Origin of the sequence: Caballeronia sordidicola (assembly GCF_002220365.1) — a bacterium.
Taxonomy (GTDB): Bacteria; Pseudomonadota; Gammaproteobacteria; order Burkholderiales; family Burkholderiaceae; genus Caballeronia; species Caballeronia sordidicola_C.
On sequence record NZ_MTHB01000034.1, the window covers coordinates 1 to 24652 of the forward strand.

The window sequence follows — 24652 nt, forward strand, 5'->3', positions numbered from 1 at the left end:
GCGTAAGCCCAAAATTGTTCAGGGCGACCGAGGCTATAGTTCGGAGTCACACCGGCGACGCTTTCGCGAACGCGGCATCACTCCTCAACTCGCGAAACTGCGCTCACCCCATGGCAGCGGCCTAGGCAAAACACGTTGGCCTGTCGAGCGTACGATCGCTTGGCTGCACGCCTATCGCCGCCTGAAGATGCGCTACGAGAAATATGCGCACATGCACGAGGCCTTCCTCACGCTCGCGTGTGCTTTAACTTGCTGGACCCGGCTAAAAAATATGCAAACTTAATTCTGCAACAGTCTCTTAGGGTAGCGTGGTTTGAAAGCGTTTTCTTTGCTTCGTTTCTTTGTCGCTAAGGACCAGGAAATGACGCGCCGCCACGCGCAGTGGCTAATAGTGCTAAAGAAATAAGCCAACTCAAGCAGACCGCTAAGGCCGAAAGCAGCAACCCGGCATTAACTCCGACCGCTAACCCTGGAACCTGGCAACCGGGCATCAACCCCGACCACTAAGCCCGAAACCACCAGCACCCGAACCCGTCCGCCGGTGCGAACGAAAAACCACCGCCCTATGCGGCCCTAACATACGCCGGCGGCATAACGCTCGTCAGTTCGCTTTCCCGGCTAGGACCAGCCTTGGCCATCGCGTTCAACACCTCAACAATGAACCGGCGACGGAAATCAGCAGCACCGAACCGCTCAGCATTCCTGCGGCACGCAGTAGTCGTAAACGCATGCGAGCAATCCTCGAACCGCTCCACGGCATCACACAACGACGCAGGTGTCTGGGTCATGAAATGCAAACCCGTAGCCCCCGGCGATCCAAGCGGAACCACCGACTCAAGCGCCCCACCCTTGCCATAAGCAATCACCGGCGTGCCACACGCCTGCGCTTCCACTATAGCAATGCCAAAATCCTCTTCGGCGGCATACACAAACGCCTTGGCCCGTTGCATATGATCCTTCAAGACCTCGAACGACTGATACCCCAAGATACTCACGTTAGGCGTCGCCTTCGACCGCACCAGATCCATCTGCGGACCATCGCCAATCACCACCAACTTGCGATCCGGCATGCAAGCAAACGCTTCCACGATCATATCGATACGCTTGTAAGGCACCATTCGCGAAGCGGTCAAATAGAAGTCGCCCTTCTTGTCACCCACCGCGAATGCCTGAACATCAACCGGCGGCGCAATGACCGCCGCTTCACGCCTGTAGCTCTTCATGATCCGGCGAGCAACGAACTGCGAATTCGCAATCATGCGGTCCACGCCGTTAGCCGAGCGCGCGTCCCAATTACGCAAATAATGCAGCAACATGCGCGCAGCCCATGAGCGCGGTCCATGCTCAAGACGCGCCTCACGCAAATACTGGTGTTGCAAATCCCACGCGTAACGAATGGGCGAATGCACATAGCTCACATGGGTCTGATCAGGCCCGACCAGCACCCCCTTCGCGACCGCATGCGAACTCGAGAGCACAAGGTCATAGCCGGACAAGTCGAACTGTTCGATAGCAAGCGGCATCAGCGGCAAATAGCCCCGATACTTTTTCTTCGCGTAGGGAAGCCCCTGAATAAAGGAGGTCTTCACTGGCTTGTTATGGACAATGGAGCGGTCTTCGAGGAAGTCCACCAGACTGAAGATATCTGCCTGCGGAAAGCACACAATCATCTGCTCCAGCACCTTCTCCGCTCCGCCCGATACCACCAGCCAGTCGTGAACAATAGCCACTTTCATATTGATGAAACCCGTCTGCCGCAGCCTTTGCTGCCAATGAAGCGAGTTTAAAGACAGTCACTACACGCTTTGGTGCGTACGCCCACACACCTCGATCATCGCATTGCGAATAATGAGCGCTGTGTCCACTTGCCCACGGTCGGTATCTTCATCGGCTCAGTGCTTGCCCATCGTTCATTCGACTATTCGCACCGCCCTGTCATCGATGCCCACAAAATCCGCAGCCAGCTTATCAATTCCATCCACCACGCTGCTGCGTGACAAGGGCCCCTCAACGGCCACCAACATACGCGAATCCGCTGTGCAACGCACAGATTCAGCCACTGCGTCGTTATCGAAGAGAGAACCTCGCATTCTCTTCGTCGATCAAAGCGGGCAGCTCGGCGGTGCCGAGATCTGCCTTCTGCCGCTTGCCATTCAATGCACCCGGCGCAGCGAGGTCCTGTTGCTATCGGATGGCCCATTTCGCGAACGGCTCCAGGCTGAAGGCGTGCGGGTATCGGTAGACACGGACGCACGTGTCTCAAACATCAAGAAGGACCGCATGGGGTTTGCCGCGCTTGGCTCATTGCCGGGCATCGTGCGCCAGGTCCGCTCGATTGCAACACGTGGGAAGTCCTTCGATATCATCTTCCTCAACACGCAAAAAGCCTTGATTCTGGGCGCGTTTGGCCGCGTACTGCATCGCAAGCCTACGATCTGGCATGTGCACGACATCGTCTCGCGCGATCACTTCGGCCGCCTGCATCTGTTGCTGATCAAATGGGCCGTGAAGGTTGGTGTCGATCATCTGATCGCCAATTCGCGCGCCTCCGCCGATGCGCTCATCGAACTGACCGGTTTGCCGCCCAGCGCGGTGCCGGTCGTTCATAATGGCGTCGACATGGCACGTTTTCGCGGCAACACAGTGCAAGCGCCTATGCCAATGAACCAGCGCCGTGCAGCGCTTGGGCTTCCTACCGACACTTTTCTCGTCGGCTTGTTCGGTCGCTTCACCGCGTGGAAGGGTCAGCATGTAGCGCTCGATGCGATTGCACGCATACCCCATGCTCATCTTGTTCTTGTCGGCGATGCACTCTTCGGCGAGACCGACTATGCACAGGGTCTGAGAGCACAAGCGAAAGCGCTTGGCATCGAGGAGCGCGTGCACTTCGCAGGTTTTCAACACGACGTAGCGTCATGGATGAACGTGATGGACGTGGTCGTTCATGCGTCCACGCAACCGGAACCGTTCGGCCTTGTGATCATTGAAGCCATGGCCGCAGGCAAACCCGTGATCGCCTCTGACGGAGGCGCAGTGCCAGAAATACTGAGGGATCGCGAGAACGGGTTGATCGTCGAACCGGCCAATGCGCCTGAGCTCGCAGATGCAATCAGCAGGTTGCAGCGTGAACCTGAACTGGCATTGCGTCTTGCTGCCCAAGGTCGTGCCGATGCAAGCCAGCACTTCTCCATCGAACGATATCTACGCCAGATGACACGTGTGCTTTTCGATATCGCAGCACCGGCGCCCAAAGCCGGCAGTGATATGAACCTGGCGAAACATCGCTAACCGAAATGCTAAAGCAAAGACCAAAAGACACGCAAAGGGAAATTGAACCAAACAGTTAAAGATTGAAAAAATCCTGATACATGAAATACCGGACTTTCCGATCACTGCTTGCCTGACTGCTTCAACGCTTGCTTAGATTGCGCGGCATGGCGAGCTGGATCTCGTAGAGGGCGGCTAGCATCGCCAGGTAAGCGCGCTCACTCTCTGCTTCCTGGACCGACATCCCCTTGCAGGTCTGGCCGCCCATGATCATGCCAAGACACAACGCGTAGTTGCCGGCGAATGCCGTGGGTGACGGCTCCACGTGCTTGAGCCGCGAGTAAGACGCGTCGAGCGTCTTGCGAAGATTGGTTTGCATTACCGAACTCCCTTAATTGTTAAGACTATTGACGCCACGCCCACGCATCAGCGGCTATACAAGCTATTACGCTTTCTAACGCAGACAGAATGTTCGCGGTCGCGCAATCGAGTGGGCTTAGAGCGCGTGCTCTAGGGACTGCCTTATTTTGACTGACTGCCTGTTCTTCTCGATCGGAGATATCTTACTAATCGCATACCGAATAGAAACAGTCTGTTCGGGACATACGCGCGTGAATCCGTGGTCAAACCGGCGTTCTTCATCGCAGCAAATAAAAAAGCGCGGCAAGCCTGAAGGCCTCCGCGCATTGTCAAACCTTACCGCAGGCCTTAGCGCTGCGTGTAATCGATCCGCTCCACACCGCTCGAGGTCCCGAGCAAACACACATTCGCCCCGCGCGCCGCGAACAAGCCCACCGTCACCACGCCCGGCCACGCATTCAGTTGTGCTTCAAGCGCGAGCGGATCGGTGATCCTCAGCGTCTTCACGTCGATGATCTCGTTGCCGTTGTCGGTAATAAACGGCGAGCCGTCCTGCTGCACCCGCAGCACCGGAACGCCGCCCAACGCCGTGACGCGCCGTCCGATCGCCGTGCGCGCCATGGGCACGACTTCAATGGGCAACGGGAACGTCCCAAGCACCTCGACGCGCTTGCTTGCGTCCGCAATACAGAGAAACACGTCCGCTACCGACGCCACGATCTTCTCGCGCGTAAGCGCCCCGCCTCCGCCCTTGATCATCGCGCCATGCGGGTCGATTTCGTCGGCGCCGTCCACGTACACAGGCAACGATTCGATCTCGTTCAACTCCAGCACCTTGAAGCCATGCGCTTCGAGCCGGGCGGTAGTGGCAAGCGAGCTCGATACCGCACCGCGATACCGCGACTTCGTACTGGCGATGGCATCGATAAAACAATTCGCCGTCGTGCCCGTGCCGATGCCGATAACTGCACCTTCGGGTACGTTGGCATGGACATAAGCGGCCGCTTCGGCGGCAACCAGTTGCTTCAGTTCGTCTTGGGTCATGGCAGGGGTGACAGCGTAAAAGGGGGAACCTCAATTCTAGCTGAGCGTGGCCGTACAGCGTTTTCGCGGCAGCAGCGCCGCCGTCCGCTCAGACGTGCATGAAAAACCCGAGCGGATTATGCGTATGCGCTACCGACGCAATAAATGCGAACACGATGATCGCCAGCAGACCGGACACCGCTCGCGCACCCTTCGTGCGAGCGCGTTTGAGCGCGAGCGTACCCAGCACGACATACACGATCAATCCGACAATCTTCGCCGACAGCCACGCCGCGTTTGGTCCAAAGCCGATGATTCCCACCAGCCCGATAGCGCTCAACAGCAGCAATGTATCCACGATATGCGGCACGATCTTCACCGCGCGGTTTTGCAGCAGCGGCGATTCACGCAGCATCCAGACATAGCGAATGACAAAACCCAGGATGCTAAGCGCCGCACAGGTCATATGCACGGAGCGCAGCGGCAAAAAAAGATTGGACATGAGCGCGAAGAGCCTTTAAGGAAAGTATTTATCGAGCAATGCGGCCGCGATTGCATCTGTTTGCGCGTCGGGATTGCCCGCGTAATCAGCAGGGCGAAAGTGCATCTGGAATGCAGCGATCACGCGGCGCGACTTGTCGTCGAGCACCCCGTCGGTGGCGACGTCATAGCCGTATCGCTGAAGTTTTTGCTGCAGGGAAGCGACGTCGACAAGCGACTTGGGATCGCGTCCGGCGAGATGCTGTGCCACCGTCGCGTCATCGGGCCACGCGCCAATACCGTTGTCGTAAAGCGTGCGCCAGGGGAATGCCGGACCCGGATCGGTCTTGCGTTGCGGCGCGATATCGCTATGACCCACCACGCGCGTGGGCGGAATCTTGTAGCGCGTTACAATGTCTTTCGCGAGCTTAACGAGCGCATCGACCTGCGCCGGCGGATACGGCTGCCAGGTGCGTCCCTGCGGTGTATCGATCGGACCCACGTTGACATTTTCAATGCCTATCGACGCGGCGTTGAGCTCCGTCGTTCCCTGCCATTCGCTTTTGCCCGCATGCCACGCGCGCTCCGATTCGGGCACGAGCTGATAAACCACCGGCTCGCCGTTCTCGATGGGCGGATTGTCGGGCACGACGTAATGCACGCTGACGTCATCACCCGTCAGGACTGCGAGTGATCGCGCTTCGTTGCCTTGCGTGTAATGCATGACGAGAAAGCGTACACGCGAGTCGGCGCTTGGCGCGTGATAGCGCGTGTCGGCAATATACGCGCCGCGGTTGATCTCAGTGCTGGAGCACGCCGCGAGCAGCGCGCAGCACACACCGCCAATGACGGCAGAGCTAAATCGCATGACGTGCGCTTACTTCTTCACTGACCGTTGCCGCACTGCTTCGAACAGACAAATTCCGCTCGCCACCGACACATTCAGACTTTCGACGCTGCCTGCCATCGGGATCTTCATGATCTCGTCGCAGGTTTCGCCGGTGAGGCGTCGCATGCCTTCGCCTTCCGCGCCGACCACGATCGCCACCGGACCATCAAGCTTCGTCTCGTAGACGCTCGCCGTGGCATCGCCTGACGTACCGATCACCCATACGCCGGCGTCCTTCAACTCGCGCAACGCACGCGCCAGATTCGTCACCGTGATGTACGGCACGGTTTCAGCGGCACCGCTCGCGACCTTCGCGGCGGTTGCATTCAACCCGGCCGAACGATCGCGCGGGGCGATCACCGCATGTGCGCCGGCGGCATCGGCTACACGCAAACACGCGCCGAGATTATGCGGGTCGGTGACGCCATCCAGCACCAGCAGCAAGGGTGTGCCGCTCACGCCGTCGAGCAGCTCAGCCAGGTTCTGCGCGAGCGGCATGTCGGTCGCGCGCGCCACCACGCCTTGGTGACCGACGTTGCCCGACAGGCCCCACAAGCGCGCTTCGTCGGCAGCGATCAGGCGAATGCCCGCTTCCTTCGCCGTGCGCAGGAAATCCGTCATGCGCCGGTCCTTGCGGGTCGGATCGTAGAGAATTTCCTCGATCGTCGATGCGTCGGCGCGAACCCGTGCGGTCACCGCGTGAAAACCATACAAAACTTTGAGACGTGACATGACTGGACCAGACCGTATTCAAACAAAACAAAATGGAAACGCGGCCCGGTGCATGATGCATCGGGCCGCGCATTTCAAACTGAGGCGCGTCGCCTTCGTCGCTACTGCGCGCCTCAGCGCTTCTTGCGTGGCGGGTGACTCTTGGCCGCCGCCTTCGGGGCCGCACCGCGTTTCTTCGCCACCGCTACGTCCTTGGCGATAGTAGGCGGCAGGGCAGCAGCCGCAGCGGCCTTGCCCGCAGCCTGCGACGCCGCCTTCTTGCCGCCCCGATCGCGACGCCGGCTATTCACGCTACTGCCCTCGTCCGACGGGTGCGGCCGCACACGCGGTCCGGCGCCCGCACCCACGCCATTCATGGCCGAATGCTCGACGGCCGGCGCCGAGGTCCGTCCTGGCGGCTTGACGGGGGTATCGCGGACCAGCCGGAAGTCGATCTTGCGTGAATCCAGATCGACACGGCTGACCTGCACGCGCACCCGGTCCGACATCCGGTACCGAATGCCCGTGCGTTCGCCGCGCAACTCGTTCTTGATCTCGTCGTACTGGAAGTAGTCCGCGCCAAGTTCGGTGATATGCACCAGCCCTTCGATGAACAGCGAATCCAGCTGCACGAAGATCCCGAACGTTGTCACGCCGTTCACCATGCCGCCGTATTCCTCGCCGAGCTTGTCGCGCATGAAATAGCACTTGAGCCAGGCTTCCACGTCGCGCGATGCTTCGTCGGCACGTCGTTCATTCGACGAACAATGCAGTCCCAGTTCTTCCCAGATCGCGACGTTGTTGCGCTGACGGCTGCGCGATTCGTCGTCGGATTTCTGCATGGCCCGCGCGGCCTTCGTCAGGCCCGTGCTGAGCGTGATGTCGTGGCCAACCTCGGGCTGATATTTCTTGCCCTGCAAGATGGCGTAGATGGCGCGATGCGTGAGCAAGTCGGGGTATCGGCGAATCGGGCTCGTGAAGTGCGCATACGCTTCGTACGCGAGCCCGAAGTGACCGATGTTGTCCGGACTGTAGACGGCTTGCTGCATGGAGCGAAGCACCATGCTCTGCAGCATCTGCGCGTCCGGCCGGTCGCGAACCATCGCCATGAGCGCGGCGTAATCGCTTGCATGCGGCTTCTCGCCGCCACCCAGCGACAAACCCACGCCACGCAGGAACGCCCGCAGGTTTTCGAGCTTTTCGGGCGTTGGCCCAGCGTGCACGCGATACAGCCCCGGATGTTTGTGGCGCTTGAGGAAGTCGGCGGCGCACACGTTCGCGGCCAGCATGCATTCCTCGATCAACCGGTGCGCGTCATTGCGATGCCGCGGCACGATCTGCTCGATCTTGCCCTGCGCATTGCAGACGATGTACGTTTCGGTCGTATCGAAATCGATTGCGCCACGCTTCTGGCGCGCCGCGTGCAGCGACTTGTAGACACCGTACAGGTTCTGCAATTGCGGCAGGAGGTCGGCGCGCTTCGCAGCTTCCGGTCCCTTCGTGTTGGTCAGAACCGAGGCGACTTCCGTATAAGTCAGCCGGGCGGCCGAATGCATTACCGCCGGATAGAACTGGTAGGCCTTGATCTCGCCGCGCGCGGTGATCACCATGTCGCATACGAGCACGCAACGGTCCACTTGCGGATTCAGCGAACACAGCCCGTTCGACAACTTCTCGGGCAACATTGGAATCACGCGACGCGGGAAATACACCGATGTGCTGCGATCGAGCGCATCAACATCCAGCGCCTCGTTCGGGCGCACGTAATGCGACACGTCGGCAATCGCGACCAATAAACGGAAGCCCGTGCCGCGGCCGACCGTCATGGGCTCGCAATATACGGCGTCGTCGAAGTCGCGGGCATCTTCGCCATCAATAGTGACCAGCGGCATATCACGCAGATCCACGCGATGCCGGATATCGACGGGGCGCACTTCGTCCGGCAGCTTCGAGGCCTGCTCGAGCGCGCGGTCGCTGAACTCGTGCGGCACGCCGTATTTGCGCACCGCGATCTCGATCTCCATGCCCGGATCGTCAATGTCGCCGATCACTTCCGCCACGCGTCCTAGCGGCTGCGAATGGCGGCTCGGGAAGTCGGTGAGATCCACCGAGACCACCTGACCGACTTTCGCCTTCTTCGGATTCTGCGTGATCAGGATGTCGTGGCCGATGCGCTTGTCTTCGGGCACGAGGATCAGCGCGCCGTTCTCGCTGATCAGCCGGCCGATGATGCGTTTGTTCGCACGGTCCGTGACTTCCACGATATGGCCTTCAGGCCGCCCGCGACGGTCATACCCGACAATGCGCGCGAGCACGCGGTCGTTGTGCATGACCTTCTGCATTTCGCCGTTGGGCAGGAACAGGTCGTCCTGGCCGTCGTCGCGAATCAGGAAGCCGAAGCCGTCGCGATGGCCTTGAACGCGGCCGGCAACGAAGTTCGAGGGATGCGTGAGTTGGTAATAGCCGCGTTTGTCGAGACGGACCTGGCCGTCACGCTCCATGGCTCCCAATCGCTTGAAAAATCCTTCGCGCTCCTGGCGCTTGATCGACAGAGCTTCGGCGATGTCGTTCGCGGCGAGCGGTGCCTCGCTCGTGCGCAACACGCCGAGAATTTCTTCGCGGCTCGGAATCGGATACGGATATTTGTTCAAGGGCTTATCGATGATCTCTTCTCGTCTAACTGAATGTCGCGGTTAATGGGGGATCACCGTCGGTCATTACCTCTGGGCATCCCATCCCAGCTTTACTATCCGGCCCCCAGGGGCCGGATCGGCGCGTTGCCGGGACGTTGCACTTAACGTTGTTCCGGTTCGTTCACGAATAGTTTGCGAACTATTCTAACACCCGCCCACCGGGCCACATCGGCGCAAAAGCCATATGGGCAATGGCTCGGAGCCACGTTTCACTTTGGGTCTCAAAATGCTTGACAGCGCGATACGCCCGGCTATAATTGCGTTCTTTGCTGCACACGCACCTGCCCAGGTGGCGGAATTGGTAGACGCACATGGTTCAGGTCCATGCGCCGCAAGGCGTGGAGGTTCGAGTCCTCTCTTGGGCACCAAGATTCAAGTTCGGAGCAATCCGAAGAAGTCCCGAAAACCCCGTCAATCCTTGTGATTACGGGGTTTTTTGTTTTCGGCTATCAGAGGTGTATCGAGGTATTCCGGCAAAGTCCAGCACTGTTGCCCATACCCATTTCTGTGCAACGCCAGGCCCGGATACGTCGAACCGAAGTCGGAAACGGCGTTTCGACACAGTAGTCCGCGACGTCGGCGTCAACGAGATGCGGGTGACCGCAAAACAGCAATTCCTCCACCTCGATTCACGTGATCTGCTCCACCCATCGACTTCGCCAACCCGGTGCCGCGAAGGGATCCGAAAAATACTGGGTCTCGTGAACGACCTTGTCGTTGCAGAACTCCATGATGCTCACCGTGAATGCGGCTCGCCCTTCATAGGTGATCGTGTACTCCGTGATCCAGAGATTACCGTTTCCTTGAATTCGCCTGACGTCGAAACCCGATGGCTTTTCTGGATGATGACTCCGCAATGCCTGCAAATTGATCCGCCCGAGGATCCGTTCACCTGATTGCGGATAATCGCAGATGGCATTGTCATCATAAATATCGTGTTCCGCGTCGAGGTCGCCGGTTGCCGACGCATGCCAGTGCGCATTCAGGGCTTCACGTATTTTTTCCTCATGCATCGGCTGCCTCCGGACGCGGTCCACGTTTCACCATCATTTACTTTGCGGGAGAAATCCCCCGCTGCCGGTGTTGACGACCTCGTTGAACCGCTGCCTGGTCTGGATCCGATTGATCTCGTCAAACGCGTCTGCCGGCAGCGCGGAGATGTCGAAATTTTCTCTCGCGCGCTCCGCTGTCTTGGGCGTGGTAAGCAAAGCCCCGCCACGCTGCAGCGCCCAGGCAAGCAGCACCTGTGCTGGCGTCTTTCCAATTCGCGCGGCAATCTGGGAAACGACTGGGTCCTCAAGCGGCCCCGGCCTTATTCCGTGACCCAATGGCGCAAAGGCCAAAAACAGTATTCCTTTTTCCTTGCAGAATTCCATAAGTTCCGTTTCCGGAAGATACGGATGTGCTTCGACCTCCACCACCGCCGGTTTGATTCGTGCCGATTCATAGAGGGGCCGCAATCGGTCCAGGGTGATGTCAGACAGTCCGATGGCGCGGCATTGTCCATGGTCGACGAGATCCTCCATCGCCCTCCACGTATCGAGCAACGTCACGCCATTATCGTAGATGACATTGCCGTTTTCATCGCGCGGATCCTGCTCCTCCCCTGGCTGAAACGCAAACGGCGTATGAACGAGATAGAGATCCAGATAATCAAGCCCGAGCCTGCCACGACTCGCCTCGAAAGCCGGTCTGACACGCTCGGGCCGATGATTGGAGTTCCACAATTTCGTGGTCACAAAGATGTCTTCGCGCGCGACTCCTCCAGCAGCAAGCCCTAACCGCAGGCCCTCGCCCACTTCACGCTCGTTCCGATATCGCTCGGCACAATCGACGTGTCGATATCCGGCTTCCAGCGCGTCTCTGGTAGCACTGGTAGTCGTAGCTGCATCGGAAATAAGCGTGCCAAATCCGAGCGCGGGCATACGGCCGCCTCCGTGATTAAGCGCAATCCTTCTGTTACGAAAATCGGCCAGCCCTGTCATGACGACACCTCCGCACCATCTCGCACCCAGCGGGCCGGTCCGATGCTTGAGCATGCGATTGTGGTCCCGGTTCCATCAACAGAAAAAACGTCAACCTGGTTGAGTCGGCTAACTGCTCCATAGCGAATCCCTGGCTAAAGAGTTCGTGAACTGCCTACTGAGTCTCGTTATTTGAAGGAATGCCCAGTGCCTCTTCGCGGTGCCTCTTCGCAGTGCCTCTTTATTGGCAGGAACGACTTTTAAACGATACATGGCATTGCTGAGTAAGTACAAGGCGTGCTGCGATATTTTTCATTGACGGGAGAATCGCCGCGCGCATAACCGCGCCGACCGATGCTTCATACGCGGGCTGAAACGCACTGCCGTTATCTGCACGCGCTAAATTGGCGCGAGATCACAATCAGTTGCGTGACATACAGGTTCTGCTTCGGATATTGGAGGAGAAAAGCATGTCCGGAGACGTCGCGGCCTTGCCGGAACAGGCATTACGCGCCGTCAAAGCGAGACCAAAGGGCTGCGTCTTCTCGGGCGGCCGAGCACCCCTGAAAAGCCTCACTGACTCCGAAACAAGGACGGCTGAATCAGGAAATCGTCGCGGTTCTTGTCTGCGATCCACTGTGGCGCCCGTCCACGCCCGCTCCACGTCGCCCCGGTGGCCGGGTCGCGGTACTTTGCGTTCGGCACCGGCGGAACCAGACGGGCGTGAGCCCGGGTGCCTATCAGTTCTTGGAGGGAGATTTTATATTCCCTCATTTTCGCGACGATCTCGCGCAGCGCGCGATCTGCTTCTTGCTGACGTGCTTGCTCCAATTCCTGTTGAAGCGCTTCGCGCTGCGCCAGTAGTTCCTTCAAACCAGGCATTACCGTTTCCATAATTTTCGAAAATAAATTGGAGCGAATTTGACACAGCCAGGGCCCCCTGACCGCCGAATATTAACCGCTGGCGCGGGGACTTGTACCGGCGATTGTGAAGGCGCGCTTCGCGAGTGAATCCGGCGGTCGTGCCCTCATTACGTTTTGGCAATAGCCTCGGCGAACATCGTGTCGGACACCGCGTGCTCCTCGATGAAGCTTAAGTTGCGGCTCGGTCCGTTGTCGATGCAATCCCTTAATACCACAAGCCCCCAGCGCAAGCTCCGTCGTTACCCGGTCAACAGATGATCCGTCCTCCCTAAACAACGTTCTTTTCAACGATCGGACGGCCCTCCAGCACCCGCTCCCAGCTCAGCGACGACAGGTCAAGCGATGTGTATTTCCCAGCGAGAATCAACTCGCTCACGCCACGTCCGGTGGCTGGCCCTTGCTGAAGCCCGTGACCGCTGAAGCCATTGGCGAATACACAATTCTCGACGTCGGGGTGATAACCGATAATAGCGTTCTGGTCGAGCACGTTGTACTCGTAGTAGCCGGACCAGCAGTTTTCAACGCGCAGGGCTTCGAACTCCGGAACACGGTGAGCGAGCGTCGGCCAGATAACTTCGTCGAAGATAGCGTGGTCGACTTCGTCCAGCGGCAGGTCATCCGGGTCGTTGTCCGCGCTCGGCGACGTACCGCAAATATACGTCTTTCCCTCCGGGCGAAAATAGACCCCGGTCGGATCGATGAGCAAAGGGCAGTGCTCCAATCTCGCGGGAGACGACACGTTGAAGATGCTCCGGCGCCGCGCGAAAACAGGGATGTCGATACCCATCATTGCCGATGTCTTGCGCGCCCAAGCACCCGCTGCATTAACCACCGTGTCGCATGCGTAGCGCTCGCCATTGCTCGCAACGGCGTGCGTGACGCGTCGACCGTCCCGCACCAGTCCTGTCACATCCGCCGCAATGTAACGCGCGCCGAGCGACTGTGCCTTCTTGCGAAGAGCCTGCACGAGACCGTAGCCGTCGAACCACCCTTCTCCGCTCTCGCCAAACGCGCCGGCTGCGAGATCCTCGACATTCAACCACGGGAACTTCGCATGCAGCGCGTCCTGACCCATGAGCGTGATGTCCGCTCCAAGCTTCCTTTGTAGCGCGTGGTTTTCACGAAGTGTCGCGTCCCCTGCCTGAGTGGCGAGGAAAAGGTAACCGCCTTCGTGAAGATCAATAGCCGGCTTGAAGCCTTCTACTTCAAGAATGTTCCCAATCCCGCGAAGAAACTCGATGCCATACAACGACATTTGGATGGAAAGCGGCGTGGAGAACTGCTGCCGGATCGATGCGGCCGACAATGCCGACGATGACTTCACATAGCTCGGGTCACGCTCAATAACGGTCACGTCAACCGTCGGGTCCGAAGCACGCAGAAAATAGGCGATGGAACTACCAATGACCCCGCCGCCAACTATAACGACCTTAGAACTCACGACTCACTCCAAATTTATATAACCCAACGACTCGCGTTCGCAAGCACATTCCCATTGAACATTCCCTTTGAACATTCCCTTTGAACATTCCCTTCAAGCAGCCTTCATCTCCCATCACACCTGTCGCAGATTGATAACGTAGCACCAGAGTCGTCACGCGGGTAGCTTTAGCATTTGCGCAAGGCGTGCAATGGCTTCTTTCCATGGGTCGTCAAAATGACGCGCCTTCAAATGATCAAGTCCGGTCTTGGTAAATGTCTGCTCGGTCGCAATACCTGCAGAGATATCAAGAAGGCTTCTTTCCATGGGTCGTCAAAATGACGCGCCTTCAAATGATCAAGTCCGGTCTTGGTAAATGTCTGCTCGGTCGCAATACCTGCAGAGATATCAAGAAGGCTCCTTTCCGGCACGCCCAAGGCGAAGCTGGCCGGGCCCGCAATATTGCCAAGCGTCAGCGCACGAGCAACGTCCGGCTCAAGACCATGCCGCTCAAGCTCCGCCGCAAGCGCATGGGCGAGGTTGTATATCCACGTCGACGCGCAGAGGGATACCATCGCCGCGTTGAACGCAGTCTCGTTCGGCAACGCAACGACATCCCCGGCGAAAGAGAGCAACGACATGAGCCCCGGCGCGGGCGGATAGAGCGCAATGGGCCCCGGCGCGATTTCGATGTAGCTCCCCGCCATGAGCAGATGGATACCCCCCACGTCAGGCAGCAACGCGCGAAGGTCGTCGAGGCGGATACCTGCCATTGCGGAAAGAACGGTATGGCGACGCTCCCAACGAAGATCCGCCAACGCGCCTTCTGCATATTCCGGTCTCACGCTCACGAGGACCACGTCGGCACCAGCCAACACCTGTTCGGCAGACGCGGCCACCACGCAGTCGTGATTGCGCGCCAGTGTGCTGGCGATGTCGGCATTGCGCGGCGAAAGCAAAGCCTTACCGTTGTAACCTCCGCGACGAAGCGCCGCAATAAAATATGCGGCGAATTGTCCCGTTCCGATTACGCCGAGAGTGATCATGGATGGGTTCGATATCTGCATGGTTACGGCGACACCGCCGCTGTACTCCGGTAGATCAGCATAACTACACATCCCCGTTCCGACGCTGCTGTATGAAGCGTTCCCGGCGAACGCACGCAATATTGCCCACGCAGGTACGTACGCTCCTCATCCGAGAAATCGCCTTCGAGGACGTAGATCTCCTCGAACAAGGCATGACTGTGCGCGCCCGTACCTGCGCCGGGCTCAACTCTCATCATGGCAGTCGATTCGCCGGTGAACGGATTCTCGAACAAGGTCACAATATCGAATCCCGGGGTATCGGTCGGCTGCCATTGAAGCGCTGTCGCATCGAGAAAATGCGAACCCTGCACATCAGGACCCAGCGCGACTCCCGTGGTTGAGCTAATCATTTTCTTCTCCTCGATACGAGACGGAAATGGGTTACTGAATTAGCCGCGGTTGGCCAACGTCGGCGGCTGAAGGCTCCAGACCGTGCGCTTTCAGAATCCGCGCGATATCGCCAGACTTGTGCAGATCCGCGATGTCAGCACTCAAGGCGTCGCCCAGGGCCTGATTCGACTTCGTGTACGGAAATGCGGTCTGGCCCGGCTGAACCGATGCCGGGACCCTTGGGTCCGGCTTCACCGCCATGATCTTGATCGCCGAATAGCCGCCCTTTTTCTGGTCGTATTGCGCAACGGCGTAGCTGTCCGTCCCCACGTCGATCCGGCCAGCCGCCAGATCCTGAGCCATCGTGACCGGATTGGGATAGAGCGTCACCGAACTGCCGAGTACTTTCTGGAGGTCACCCGTCCAGAGATAACCCTGAACCGATCCGACGCGTTTGCCCTGCAAACCGGTGATTGTGTCTATACCTTCCTTGGAGATAACGCCCATCTGATCGAGGTACATCGGGCCGCTCAAGCCCAGGACCTTCGCGCGGTCGGCCGTCCTGTACCAGTCACCCATCCCTATGTCCGCTTTCCCCGACACGACCGACTGGATGACGGCTGCCGGATCCACCGTACTGATAGAGAGCTTCAGGCATTCCTTCGCCGCGATGAGCTTGACGATATCTCCGTCAACGCCACCGATATCGGTGCTGCCCGCCGGAATCGAATACGGAGGAAATACCCATGCTGCAACCGACAACGTGCCGGACGTAATAGTCGGGAACGTGTGAGCGGGCTTGCACTGATCCGCGAATGCAGAATAGGTGACACAGGATAAAAGGAGGCTGGCGCACAGCCTCCCCAAAAATTTCGCGGACGTTTTCATGTCGTTTTCCTATCGTGGCATCAGTGGAGGGATATTCACGGGCAGCTAAGCGGCAAAGATCGAGCGAATCTATCGAACGGCATGACGTCCCAATCTTCGTTCCAGTACGGAGACCAACAGCGTTGCGGGAATGCAGATGACAGCGAACATCAAGCCGGCGAGGATCAGTACCGGCATGTATTCAAAGGTCGTGGACCCGATATTCGATGCCCGGCTGACCAGCTCGGGAAGCGCGATCGTGAAGCAGAGAGACGTTGCCTGAAGCATCATTATCGAAAACCCGAGAAGCGCGGGCAGCGCGACTCTCAAGCCTTGAGGAACGATCACAAAGCGCAGTGCGTCGAGGCCGTTGAGTCCGATCACTAACGCGGCTTCTTTTTGTCCGTACGGCACGGCCTCGAATCCCGCCCGGATGATTTCGCTTGTATAGGCACCGGTGCAGCACGCCAGCGCAACCACCGCCGACGCGAACGATGTCAACGTAAGACCCGCCGTCGGCAAGCCGAAATAAACAAACTGGAGCAGGATAAGAACCGGCGCCCCTCTTCCGATTTCAACGAACGTCAACGCGCTGATCCTGATCGCCTTCGACTTGGCCGGCACCGCAAGCGCGAGCACGAGCCCTAGCGGAACGCCTATCCCGAGGCTCAGAGCGGTCACCTCGAGTGAGAGGCCATAACCGTCGATGAGCTCCGGAAACCAGCCCTTCCAGAGAGTCAGAAGTTCCATCATCTCGATACCCTCGAACGCAATTGAACGTCAGCCCGGCGCGACAGCCACGCAATCGGCAAACTCAGGAGTATGTAGAGAAGCGCCGCAGCCGCGTAGACGCTCAGCCCGCGAAACGTCTGTTGAGAAATGTGATACGACTGATAGGCCAGATCGGTGCGCCAATAGTCGACGCAACGGCGGAGTCCTTCAGCAAGCCAATAAGATAGGTAGCGCCCGACGGCAAAGCGATCCTCGTCAACTGCGGGAGAACGACGTCACGAAACTGTTGGCTTCTGGTCAGGTTCAACACCTTCGCCGCTTCGAACTGCCCCGGGTGAATAGCAGTCAGCGCACCTCGATAGATCTCGGACATGTTGGCGGCGGTCACCACACCGAGTCCCACCACGGCTGCGGTAAACGGGCTCATGGCTATGAGGCCGTTGCCAATGCCGAAGAACACAAAGAACAGCCAGACGATGGGTGGGATCGATCGGCAGGACACGACTATCGCCGTCGAGGTCAAGCGCAACGCACCGATAGTCGAAAGGCGCATCGCGCAAAGCGGCAATCCGAGTGACGCGCCCACAATAAACGACGCCAGGGTGAGCGCAATTGTCCACGGGACGCCATTCAAGATTGCAGTGAGATCCATGATCATTACCGGTCCCTCACTGCGCTAAGGAACTTGGCTGCTCGTTCGGTTTTCGGCGCACGCATGATTTCAGCGCTGGGTCCTTCTTCGAGTATGTGACCTTCAGCCATCAGGATCACACGATCCGAAACGTTCTCTGCAAAATGCATCTCATGGGTGACGACGATCATCGTCATGCCCGACAGCGCGAGTTCCTTCATGACCGCCAGTACTTCGAGGCCCAACTCCGGATCCAGTGCGGACGTGGGCTCGTCGAACAGCATGATCTCCGGTTCGAGGGCCAATGCACGGGCAATCGCGATCCGTTGCTGCTGACCGCCGGAACATCGCGCGGGATACTGGCTCGCTTTGTCTGCCAGGCCAACGCGCGCTAGTAGATCCATCGATCGCTCGTCCGCCCCCTTTCTGGAGCGCCCCATGGTGCGCTCCTGCGCAAGACTGACGTTGCGCAGCACAGAAAGGTGGGGAAACAAATTGAACGACTGGAAAACCATGCCGATCTTCCGGCGCAAGGCGACGAGGTCCCGCCGGGAGGGTGAACGTCCAGCGTCGATCGTTACGCCTCCGATTGTCACCCTGCCTTCGTTCGGCGGCTCGAGTTGATTGATGCACCGAAGTAACGTGCTCTTTCCGGAACCACTGGGGCCAATGATCGCGATGACCTCCCCGGCACGCATCTGAAAGGTGATGTTCTCGAGTACTCTGTGCGTGCCGTATGTCTTGCTCACCGCTTCGACGCAAAGTACGGGCTCGCCCGCTAACCCCGTGCGCTGCGAGGCGGCCGGCCCGGACTCTAGAAAGGGAGAAGCGATACTATTCATGGAACTCACTCCGTGAACTTCATGCAAAGCCGGTCTCGGTCGCTTGGGCGTTCATCACTGCCTTCCAGGGGCGCCGCGCAGCACCACTCGCCCAGTTGATTTGACTAAGCCAAAAAGCGGACCTCAAGTGATGCTTTCGCACCATGTAGTGCAAAAATTGAATCAACTATTCGCGAGCGGGCTTCGTGTGCTTTTTACAGCACGCCCGGGAACTCCCTCGGCAGCCCCCTTCGCTCGGTGTCTTCACCATTCATGGCGAAACTGCATCAACTTGTTCAAGACCTGATCGAGCAAAGCGCGCTCCGATGAACTCAACCCACTCAACATGGTCGATTGCCGCTCGATAGCAACGGGTACCACGCGTTCATAGAGCTTCCGCCCGCTTTCGTTCAACATGAGCGAACTCTCACGCCGATCAAGCGGGTTGATCTTGCGCCGGATCATCTTCCTTTCGCTTAGTCGCGTTACGGCACGGCTGATGCTGTTTTTAGGGCGGCCCGTCACCTCGCAAATTGTCTTGGCAGCCATTGGACCGTAGGAACTCAGGCAGCTCATCACGTTAAACTCGTCACGGCCAACATCGAAGTCACGGCTCATCACTGAAAAGCACGGCTCGGTGTAGTAGTTAGACCAGAGCGTGAAGCGCCATGCGTCGCTGATCGGTCCGTTCGTGACCACTGCGGTGAACACGTCTTGGGCACTGACGGTGCTTTCGGACACTTTCAGTTCGGTTGCCTGAATATCCTCAACTGTACTAACCATATCTGTTTATCCTTAAATTCAACAACCAGGAAAAGTCATAAACAGACCGCATCTGACAATACGGCACGCAACACTCGCTCCATCATCAACGAAAGGACTCCGACAACCATTCCGCCACCATCAAATCCAGATGCCCACCGCCTCCGTTTTTGAACAGAGTAATTTCCTGCGGGTCGCCTCGCCCGGGCACTTCCTTTCTGCATAAGTCAAAGAGGTCTCCCCGGATGTCCGACAGGGTGATGGTTCCGTTCTTCAGTGGTTCAACGATGTCGCCGCAATGCTCCGCCGTGAGCCCCAGATGGTCTACAAAAACACTTGAGCGAAGAATGGCGGCGTCGTTTGTCTCACGCATGTCCGGAGTGAAGCCTCCGACAAGATCGACATGACACCCATGTTTCAGCCACTTCCCGTCGAGCACGGGCGTTGATGACGACGTCAGGCACACCACGATGTCAGCACCCGAAACACTCGCCTCGATATCATTCGACACCTGAAAATCGACGGGCAGAAAACGTTCTTCTATCAACTGCTCTGCCCGGCTTCGGTTCCGGTTCCAAACGTCGATCCGTTCAATGGTCGGACAAACCGCATGCAGGTAGGTCAGATGGATCCTCGCCTGCGCGCCGGCACCGAGCACGACCAGCTTTGTCGGGTTGACCGGGGCGAGGTAGCGGGCCGCCAGCGCGGAATCAGCAGCCGTCTTGCATCGGGTAAAGCTTTCTCCCACTATAAAAGACCTGAAGCGCCCATCCTGCCGGTCGACCAGTGCAAACGCGGAATGAACCGTAGGCGAAGGCTTGCTCAATTGACCGTTGTCCGGAGAGATCGCAACGATTTTCGCCCCCATCGACCCGTCCGTACGCGCACCCGCCCAAATGAGCAACTCGGCGCTAGGCCGGTCGACCCTCGATACCGCCGTATAGAGCCGGCCGATGGATTGGTAATCCTCCTGGTGCTTCTTTTCCATTGCATCAATCAGAGCAAGAGGGGAAATCCGAGACAGCACCGAGTCGGAATCAATCACGCGAGGAAGGGCTTCGGTCATGATGAGTATCGGCGGCCTATGAGCGGACTTTGCGAAAGGACGATCGAACCGCTCGCGGTAATCAGGACCTGCTCCTCAAGCTTGACACCTTCTTTACCGCCCTGCTCACCGATGTAGCTCTCCACCGATACGACCATGTTTTCCTGGAAGGTCCCGTCGTACCCCCAGGCGTCGAAGTCGACGGCATAGGCGACACTCGGATACTCATCCACCAGTCCAACGCCGTGAAGCATCATCATGTATCGGTTATGCACGTAACGCTCGGGAACCGGCCAGCACTGTTCGGCGAATTCGCGGAACGAAAGCCCCGGCCGAAGCAGACCTACATTGTGCATGATCTGGTCTTGCGCGAAGCCGAGAAGATTTCCCTGGCTTGCCGACATGCCGCGACCCGGACAAACAAAACTTCGGGAGATGTCGGACAGATAGCCGCCTGGCCCGACCATATCGGTGTCGAAGCAAACCATGTCTCCCGCCTCGATCACCCGGTTCGTTGCATCCTGGAACCACGGGTTGGTCCGCGGCCCTGAATTCAGTAATCGACTTTCGGCCCACTCGCCTCCATGCGCGATGTTTGTCTCATGCAGGATGCTCCATAGCTGGTTCTCGGTCACACCCGCATGAAGCGACTCGACCATGCGGGATATGCCTAGATCGCACACCGCCATGGACACCTCGTGCTGCACGATTTCCTCCGGCGACTTGATCAGCCTTGCTTGTTCGGTGAGCGGTTGCGCGTCGAACAATTCGATGCCATGTGCCTTCAGGCGCTCTGCGCCCCAGGGATCGCAGCGATCAACCGCAAGCCGGCGATTGCCCGCGCCGTAGGTAGAAACCAGGTCGGCAACTTCCTTGGCCCATAACGTGGCTTTTTCTTCGACCCTTGGGCCGGCTAGGAAGTACAGCCACGGAATGGCTGGACGTATCTCGTCGATGGTCTCAATGCCTTCGCTATTGTGTCGACTGCTAACGAAGTCGAACAGGATGACCGGCCCGTCTGTAGCGATATACACGTAACGACTCGGCGAATGCATGACCCACAGCCCGAGATTATTCGTATCAGTGGCATAGCGGATGTTCAGTGGATCCGCCAACAGGATTCCGCCGTAATCATGCGAACGCAGTTGCGCGCGAATTCTCTCGAGACGATAAGCGCGGAGCGAGCGCCGATCAATGCGCTCAACCCTTTCAATCAGCGACCGGTCGACAGGCGCGATCTGGTGATCCTTGACCGCCCGATCCTCTCGATACTCGCGGCCGTCGCGAGGACCTTGCAGGGGCAGGCCGGAGAGGCGCGCGTCACGATCCATGGTTACGTCCATCCAATTTCGAAGGGCCGCGGCTTGTATGAATGCGTCGAACGCCCAAGGCACGCAAAGGGACCGCCACCTTTTCGACTCGTTGTCCGACCACCGATAAATTCAGATTAGTCCCACGTGGAACCATATGTCAAGGTATCAAAAACGCCAATTTTGCGCGGACCGAATAGTCACCTTTTGAAGCGTTCGCGTAATAAATTGACGCGTCCGGAGGATTGCGGCGAAGCTACGATAATCGCAATAATTAGTTATCCAAATCTTTGTAAAAACCGATACAGGCTTTGATGAAACTGGCGCCGTCCTTACAGATCCTTGACCAGACGAAGCGCGTCGTAGATTGCCGCATGCGTGTTGCGCGCGGACACAGCGTCGCCTATACGAAAAAGCTGGAACGCGCCTTCCGGGTTGGACTTGCGTGACTGTTTCGTCCCGCCAATAAGATCGTCGTAGTCAAGCGCACCGAGGTTGCTCGACATCGGCTTCAGTTCAAAATACAGATCATCCATCGGAATGGTTCCGTGGTTCACGACGACCTGGTCATGACGCTGCTCGTTGCGGATGCCGCCGTAGTCACTGCCCACGACCGCAACGAGCCCGTCTTCGTCGCGATGTACCGAAGCGAGCCGATAGGTCACGGTGAACTTCACGTCCAGCTTCTGAAGCGATCGCATATAGGGCACGAGGTTCATGCTCATCACCTCGGGCGAGAACGAGCGGTCCGGCGTCATGATCTCGACCTTTCCTCCGGCTTGCGCGATCACTTCGGCTGCCTGCAATGCGGCGTGGTCACCCGCGTCGTCGAAGACCAGAACGTTTGAGCCAGGCTGGACGTCGCCGGAGATGATGTCCCAAGTCGATACAACCAGTTCGTTTCCGTCGCGCAAAACATCGGTGCGGGGCATTCCCCCTGTTGCCACGATCACCACGCCCGGGCCTTCGGCTTGCACTGTCGCTGACTCTGCCCACGTGTTGAACTTGAACTTCACACCGAGCCGCTCACATTGGGACATCCGCCAGTCGACTATGCCGATCATCTCCTTGCGTCGCACGTTTTGCGCGGTCAGGCGAATCTGGCCGCCGGGGTGATTCGTGGCCTCGAACACGACGACCTCGTGTCCTCGCTCACCGGCCACACGAGCTGCCTCGAGTCCCGCCGGGCCTGCCCCGACGATCACCACTTTGCGCCTGGTTGGCGCACGCGCGATATCGTGAGGCATGGTGGTTTCGCGGCCCGTGGCGGCGTTGTGGATACAGTAAGCGGCACCGCCTTGATAGATACGGTCGAGGCAATAGTTGGCGCCCACGCACGGTCGAATATCGTCTTCCCGGCGCTCGATGATCTTGCGGACAATGTGCGGGTCTGTCATGTGCGCACGCGTCATGCCGACCATGTCGATCTTGCCTGACTCGATAGCATGCCGCGCTGTCGGCACATCCTGGATTCGCGCGGCGTGAAAGGTGGGGAACTCGGTCGCCTTGCGGATCTCTCCCGCGAAGTCCAGGTGGGGCGCGCTTTTCATGCCCTGGATCGGGATGATGTCGGTCAATCCGGCATCGGTTTCCAGGTGGCCGCGAATCACGTTGAGAAAGTCGACGAGACCGCTTTCTTTCAGCTTCATCGATATATACAGCCCGTCCTCTTTCGTAAGGCCGCCTTGAATAATTTCATCGGCGGTGTATCGGATACCCAGCAGGAACTCCGGCCCCACGCGTTTGCGCATGGCGCTCAGGACGTCGAACGTGAATTTCATCCGGTTGTCGAGCGAGCCGCCGTAGGGCGCATCCAGCGTGTTCGTCAGTGGCGACCAGAACTGGTCCATCAAGTGTCCGTAGGCCTCAAGCTCGAGCCCATCGAGACCGGCCGCCTTCATCCGCTCCGCGGCGTCCGCGTAGTCCTTGATGATGCGCTCGATATCCCAATCCTCGAGCTTCTTCGGAAAAGCGCGGTGCGCAGGCTCCCGATTGTGCGAGGGCGACACCGCCGGAAGCCAGTCACCCTTATCCCAGCGCGTGCGCCGTCCGAGGTGCGTCAACTGGATCATGACCGCTGCGCCGTGCTCGTGGCATTCGTCAGCGAGATCCTTCATCCAGTGCACGACCTCGTCCTTGTACGCTAGGACGTTGTTGAACACCGGTGGGCTGTCCTTCGATACCGCCGCCGACCCCGCCGTCATCGTGAGCGCGATGCCCGCCTTCGCACGCTCGACGTGATATGCGCGGTACTGCTCCTTCGGCATGCCGTCCTGCGCATACGCCGGCTCGTGCGACGTGGTCATGATGCGGTTGCGGAACGTCAGATGTTTGATGGTGTAAGGCTGAAGGAGCGGATCGCTTGACGACATGGTGTGGCCTTTGACGATTTTGTTCGGGGGGACGCAATGAAGATTATTCACTGTGTACACCTGTGTCAAGTATCTCGACTATGATGAACATAAGAATGCTGAACGGGTCATCGACGCGACGTTGCGCCGTGGGGGGAAAGGACAACAGAAGGGGCGAAAGCGCTTTGACCGATACCGGCCCACACGCCAGAATATCGTCGCTTTCGTGATGGACCGTCGCTCCGCGAACCGGCGATCACGGCTGCTTTAAGGAATTTTTTACCTATGGATCAACCAACTGCGGATGCGGGGCGAGGGTCGCCCGAAGCATGGCTCGAGGTAGCTTACGAAAGCCTTCGAGACGCCGGCGTCGAGTCCGTTCGCATCCTCCCGTTGGCCAAGAAGCTGAATCTGTCGAGAACCAGCTTCTACTGGTTTTTCAAGGACCGCGAGGAGTTGTTGGCCGCCTTACTGGAGCGCTGGCGCGACAAAAACACCGGCAACTGGGTCAAGCAGACCGAGGCCTACGCCGAAACAATCTGCGAGGCGGTTCTGAACGTGTTTGATTGCTGGCTCGACGACCGGATCTTCGACTCACGGTTCGAAGCCGCGATCCGGAGCTGGGCACTGCAGTCGCCTGAGATTGCTGCCGAGATTCAGGTCGCGGACCAACTTCGCATTGCCGCGCTCACTCAATTGTTCGAGCGTTACCAATACGAACCGATCTCCGCCGATGTGCGCGCGCGAGCAATCTACCTGACGCAGATGGGCTACATTTCGATGAAAAGCGAAGAGGAACTATCGGTACGCATGATGCGTATCGCTGAATACGTCGAGGTCTTTACGGGCCGGCGGCCGGAAGAGCGTGAACTCGATCGGTTTTTTATGCGGCATCACTATGAAGCAGCTTGATCTTCGCTGAGCGGACCGGTTTCGCTGAATTTTGAATCGACAGATCAGTGGAGAGGTAATACTCGATACTGG

The 24652-nt window shown here is 58.4% G+C and carries 24 protein-coding genes and 1 tRNA gene; 4 read left to right on the forward strand and 21 right to left on the reverse strand.

Going from position 1 to position 24652, the window contains the following annotated elements; all coding sequences use genetic code 11:
- A partial coding sequence (locus BSU04_RS05460; protein ID WP_144021129.1) for a transposase occupies positions 1-283 on the forward strand: 283 nt, incomplete at its 5' end.
- 280 nt (positions 284-563) lie between these two features.
- On the opposite strand, the gene BSU04_RS05465 is transcribed toward BSU04_RS05460, so the two are convergent.
- The gene (locus BSU04_RS05465; protein ID WP_089159650.1) at positions 564-1736 is read right to left on the reverse strand and encodes a glycosyltransferase family 4 protein; all 1173 of its coding nucleotides are present in this window, start codon (positions 1734-1736) and stop codon (positions 564-566) included.
- A gap of 301 nt (positions 1737-2037) precedes the next feature.
- Here BSU04_RS05465 and BSU04_RS05470 point away from each other — a divergent pair, with 301 nt between their 5' ends.
- Complete coding sequence (locus BSU04_RS05470) at positions 2038-3288, forward strand: glycosyltransferase family 4 protein (protein ID WP_256982194.1); 1251 nt, start codon at positions 2038-2040, stop codon at positions 3286-3288.
- A gap of 121 nt (positions 3289-3409) precedes the next feature.
- On the opposite strand, the gene BSU04_RS05475 is transcribed toward BSU04_RS05470, so the two are convergent.
- The 6 genes from BSU04_RS05475 to rnr all read right to left on the reverse strand — a co-directional run bounded on the left by BSU04_RS05475 (position 3410) and on the right by rnr (position 9381).
- The gene (locus tag BSU04_RS05475; RefSeq protein ID WP_089159652.1) at positions 3410-3646 is read right to left on the reverse strand and encodes a hypothetical protein; all 237 of its coding nucleotides are present in this window, start codon (positions 3644-3646) and stop codon (positions 3410-3412) included.
- A 329-nt stretch (positions 3647-3975) separates the two neighbouring features.
- Entirely contained in the window at positions 3976-4671 is a 696-nt protein-coding gene (gene rpiA / locus BSU04_RS05480; protein ID WP_089159653.1) for a ribose-5-phosphate isomerase RpiA, read from the reverse strand.
- Between the two features lie 88 nt (positions 4672-4759).
- A complete protein-coding gene (locus tag BSU04_RS05485; RefSeq protein WP_089159654.1) occupies positions 4760-5152 on the reverse strand; it encodes a SirB2 family protein in 393 nt (130 codons plus the stop codon).
- Positions 5153-5167: 15 nt separating this feature from the next.
- Complete coding sequence (locus tag BSU04_RS05490) at positions 5168-5998, reverse strand: N-acetylmuramoyl-L-alanine amidase (protein WP_089159655.1); 831 nt, start codon at positions 5996-5998, stop codon at positions 5168-5170.
- A 9-nt stretch (positions 5999-6007) separates the two neighbouring features.
- A complete protein-coding gene (rlmB, locus tag BSU04_RS05495) occupies positions 6008-6751 on the reverse strand; it encodes a 23S rRNA (guanosine(2251)-2'-O)-methyltransferase RlmB (RefSeq protein WP_089159656.1) in 744 nt (247 codons plus the stop codon).
- Positions 6752-6864: 113 nt separating this feature from the next.
- Entirely contained in the window at positions 6865-9381 is a 2517-nt protein-coding gene (gene rnr, locus BSU04_RS05500; protein ID WP_089159657.1) for a ribonuclease R, read from the reverse strand.
- Positions 9382-9706: 325 nt separating this feature from the next.
- Here rnr and BSU04_RS05505 point away from each other — a divergent pair.
- Positions 9707-9791, forward strand: a tRNA-Leu gene (locus BSU04_RS05505).
- A gap of 261 nt (positions 9792-10052) precedes the next feature.
- Here the strand turns inward: BSU04_RS05505 and BSU04_RS05510 are convergent.
- The 14 genes from BSU04_RS05510 to BSU04_RS05575 all read right to left on the reverse strand — a co-directional run bounded on the left by BSU04_RS05510 (position 10053) and on the right by BSU04_RS05575 (position 23689).
- On the reverse strand, positions 10053-10436 hold the full coding sequence (locus tag BSU04_RS05510) for a nuclear transport factor 2 family protein (protein ID WP_089159658.1): 384 nt from the start codon (positions 10434-10436) through the stop codon (positions 10053-10055).
- 33 nt (positions 10437-10469) lie between these two features.
- On the reverse strand, positions 10470-11408 hold the full coding sequence (locus BSU04_RS05515) for an aldo/keto reductase (protein ID WP_089159690.1): 939 nt from the start codon (positions 11406-11408) through the stop codon (positions 10470-10472).
- 552 nt (positions 11409-11960) lie between these two features.
- A complete protein-coding gene (locus BSU04_RS05520; RefSeq protein ID WP_089159659.1) occupies positions 11961-12269 on the reverse strand; it encodes an H-NS histone family protein in 309 nt (102 codons plus the stop codon).
- Between the two features lie 310 nt (positions 12270-12579).
- Positions 12580-13752 carry an NAD(P)/FAD-dependent oxidoreductase gene (locus BSU04_RS05525; RefSeq protein ID WP_089159660.1) on the reverse strand — a complete coding sequence of 391 codons (1173 nt, stop codon included), beginning with the start codon at positions 13750-13752 and terminating at the stop codon, positions 12580-12582.
- 227 nt (positions 13753-13979) lie between these two features.
- Complete coding sequence (locus tag BSU04_RS05530; protein ID WP_179258214.1) at positions 13980-14777, reverse strand: NAD(P)-binding domain-containing protein; 798 nt, start codon at positions 14775-14777, stop codon at positions 13980-13982.
- 23 nt (positions 14778-14800) lie between these two features.
- The gene (locus BSU04_RS05535) at positions 14801-15169 is read right to left on the reverse strand and encodes a cupin domain-containing protein (protein ID WP_089159662.1); all 369 of its coding nucleotides are present in this window, start codon (positions 15167-15169) and stop codon (positions 14801-14803) included.
- A gap of 31 nt (positions 15170-15200) precedes the next feature.
- Entirely contained in the window at positions 15201-16037 is an 837-nt protein-coding gene (locus tag BSU04_RS05540; protein WP_089159663.1) for a substrate-binding periplasmic protein, read from the reverse strand.
- Between the two features lie 69 nt (positions 16038-16106).
- On the reverse strand, positions 16107-16769 hold the full coding sequence (locus tag BSU04_RS05545; RefSeq protein WP_089159664.1) for an amino acid ABC transporter permease: 663 nt from the start codon (positions 16767-16769) through the stop codon (positions 16107-16109).
- Between the two features lie 100 nt (positions 16770-16869).
- Positions 16870-17400: an amino acid ABC transporter permease gene (locus BSU04_RS05550; RefSeq protein WP_256982199.1), complete on the reverse strand. Its 531-nt coding sequence runs from the start codon at positions 17398-17400 to the stop codon at positions 16870-16872.
- Positions 17401-17405: 5 nt separating this feature from the next.
- Complete coding sequence (locus BSU04_RS05555) at positions 17406-18221, reverse strand: amino acid ABC transporter ATP-binding protein (protein ID WP_089159665.1); 816 nt, start codon at positions 18219-18221, stop codon at positions 17406-17408.
- A 243-nt stretch (positions 18222-18464) separates the two neighbouring features.
- Positions 18465-18983 (reverse strand): MarR family winged helix-turn-helix transcriptional regulator, encoded by a 519-nt coding sequence (locus BSU04_RS05560; protein WP_089159666.1) that lies wholly within the window; start codon positions 18981-18983, stop codon positions 18465-18467.
- Between the two features lie 85 nt (positions 18984-19068).
- Complete coding sequence (locus BSU04_RS05565) at positions 19069-20028, reverse strand: ornithine cyclodeaminase family protein (protein ID WP_089159667.1); 960 nt, start codon at positions 20026-20028, stop codon at positions 19069-19071.
- Complete coding sequence (locus tag BSU04_RS05570; protein WP_089159668.1) at positions 20025-21338, reverse strand: M24 family metallopeptidase; 1314 nt, start codon at positions 21336-21338, stop codon at positions 20025-20027. The genes BSU04_RS05565 and BSU04_RS05570 overlap by 4 nt, the downstream gene beginning before the upstream one ends.
- Positions 21339-21649: 311 nt before the next feature.
- Complete coding sequence (locus tag BSU04_RS05575; protein ID WP_089159669.1) at positions 21650-23689, reverse strand: NADH:flavin oxidoreductase; 2040 nt, start codon at positions 23687-23689, stop codon at positions 21650-21652.
- Positions 23690-23953: 264 nt separating this feature from the next.
- Between BSU04_RS05575 and BSU04_RS05580 the strand changes: the two genes are divergently transcribed.
- Positions 23954-24580 carry a TetR/AcrR family transcriptional regulator gene (locus BSU04_RS05580; RefSeq protein ID WP_089159670.1) on the forward strand — a complete coding sequence of 209 codons (627 nt, stop codon included), beginning with the start codon at positions 23954-23956 and terminating at the stop codon, positions 24578-24580.
- The last annotated feature ends 72 nt before the right edge of the window (positions 24581-24652 follow it).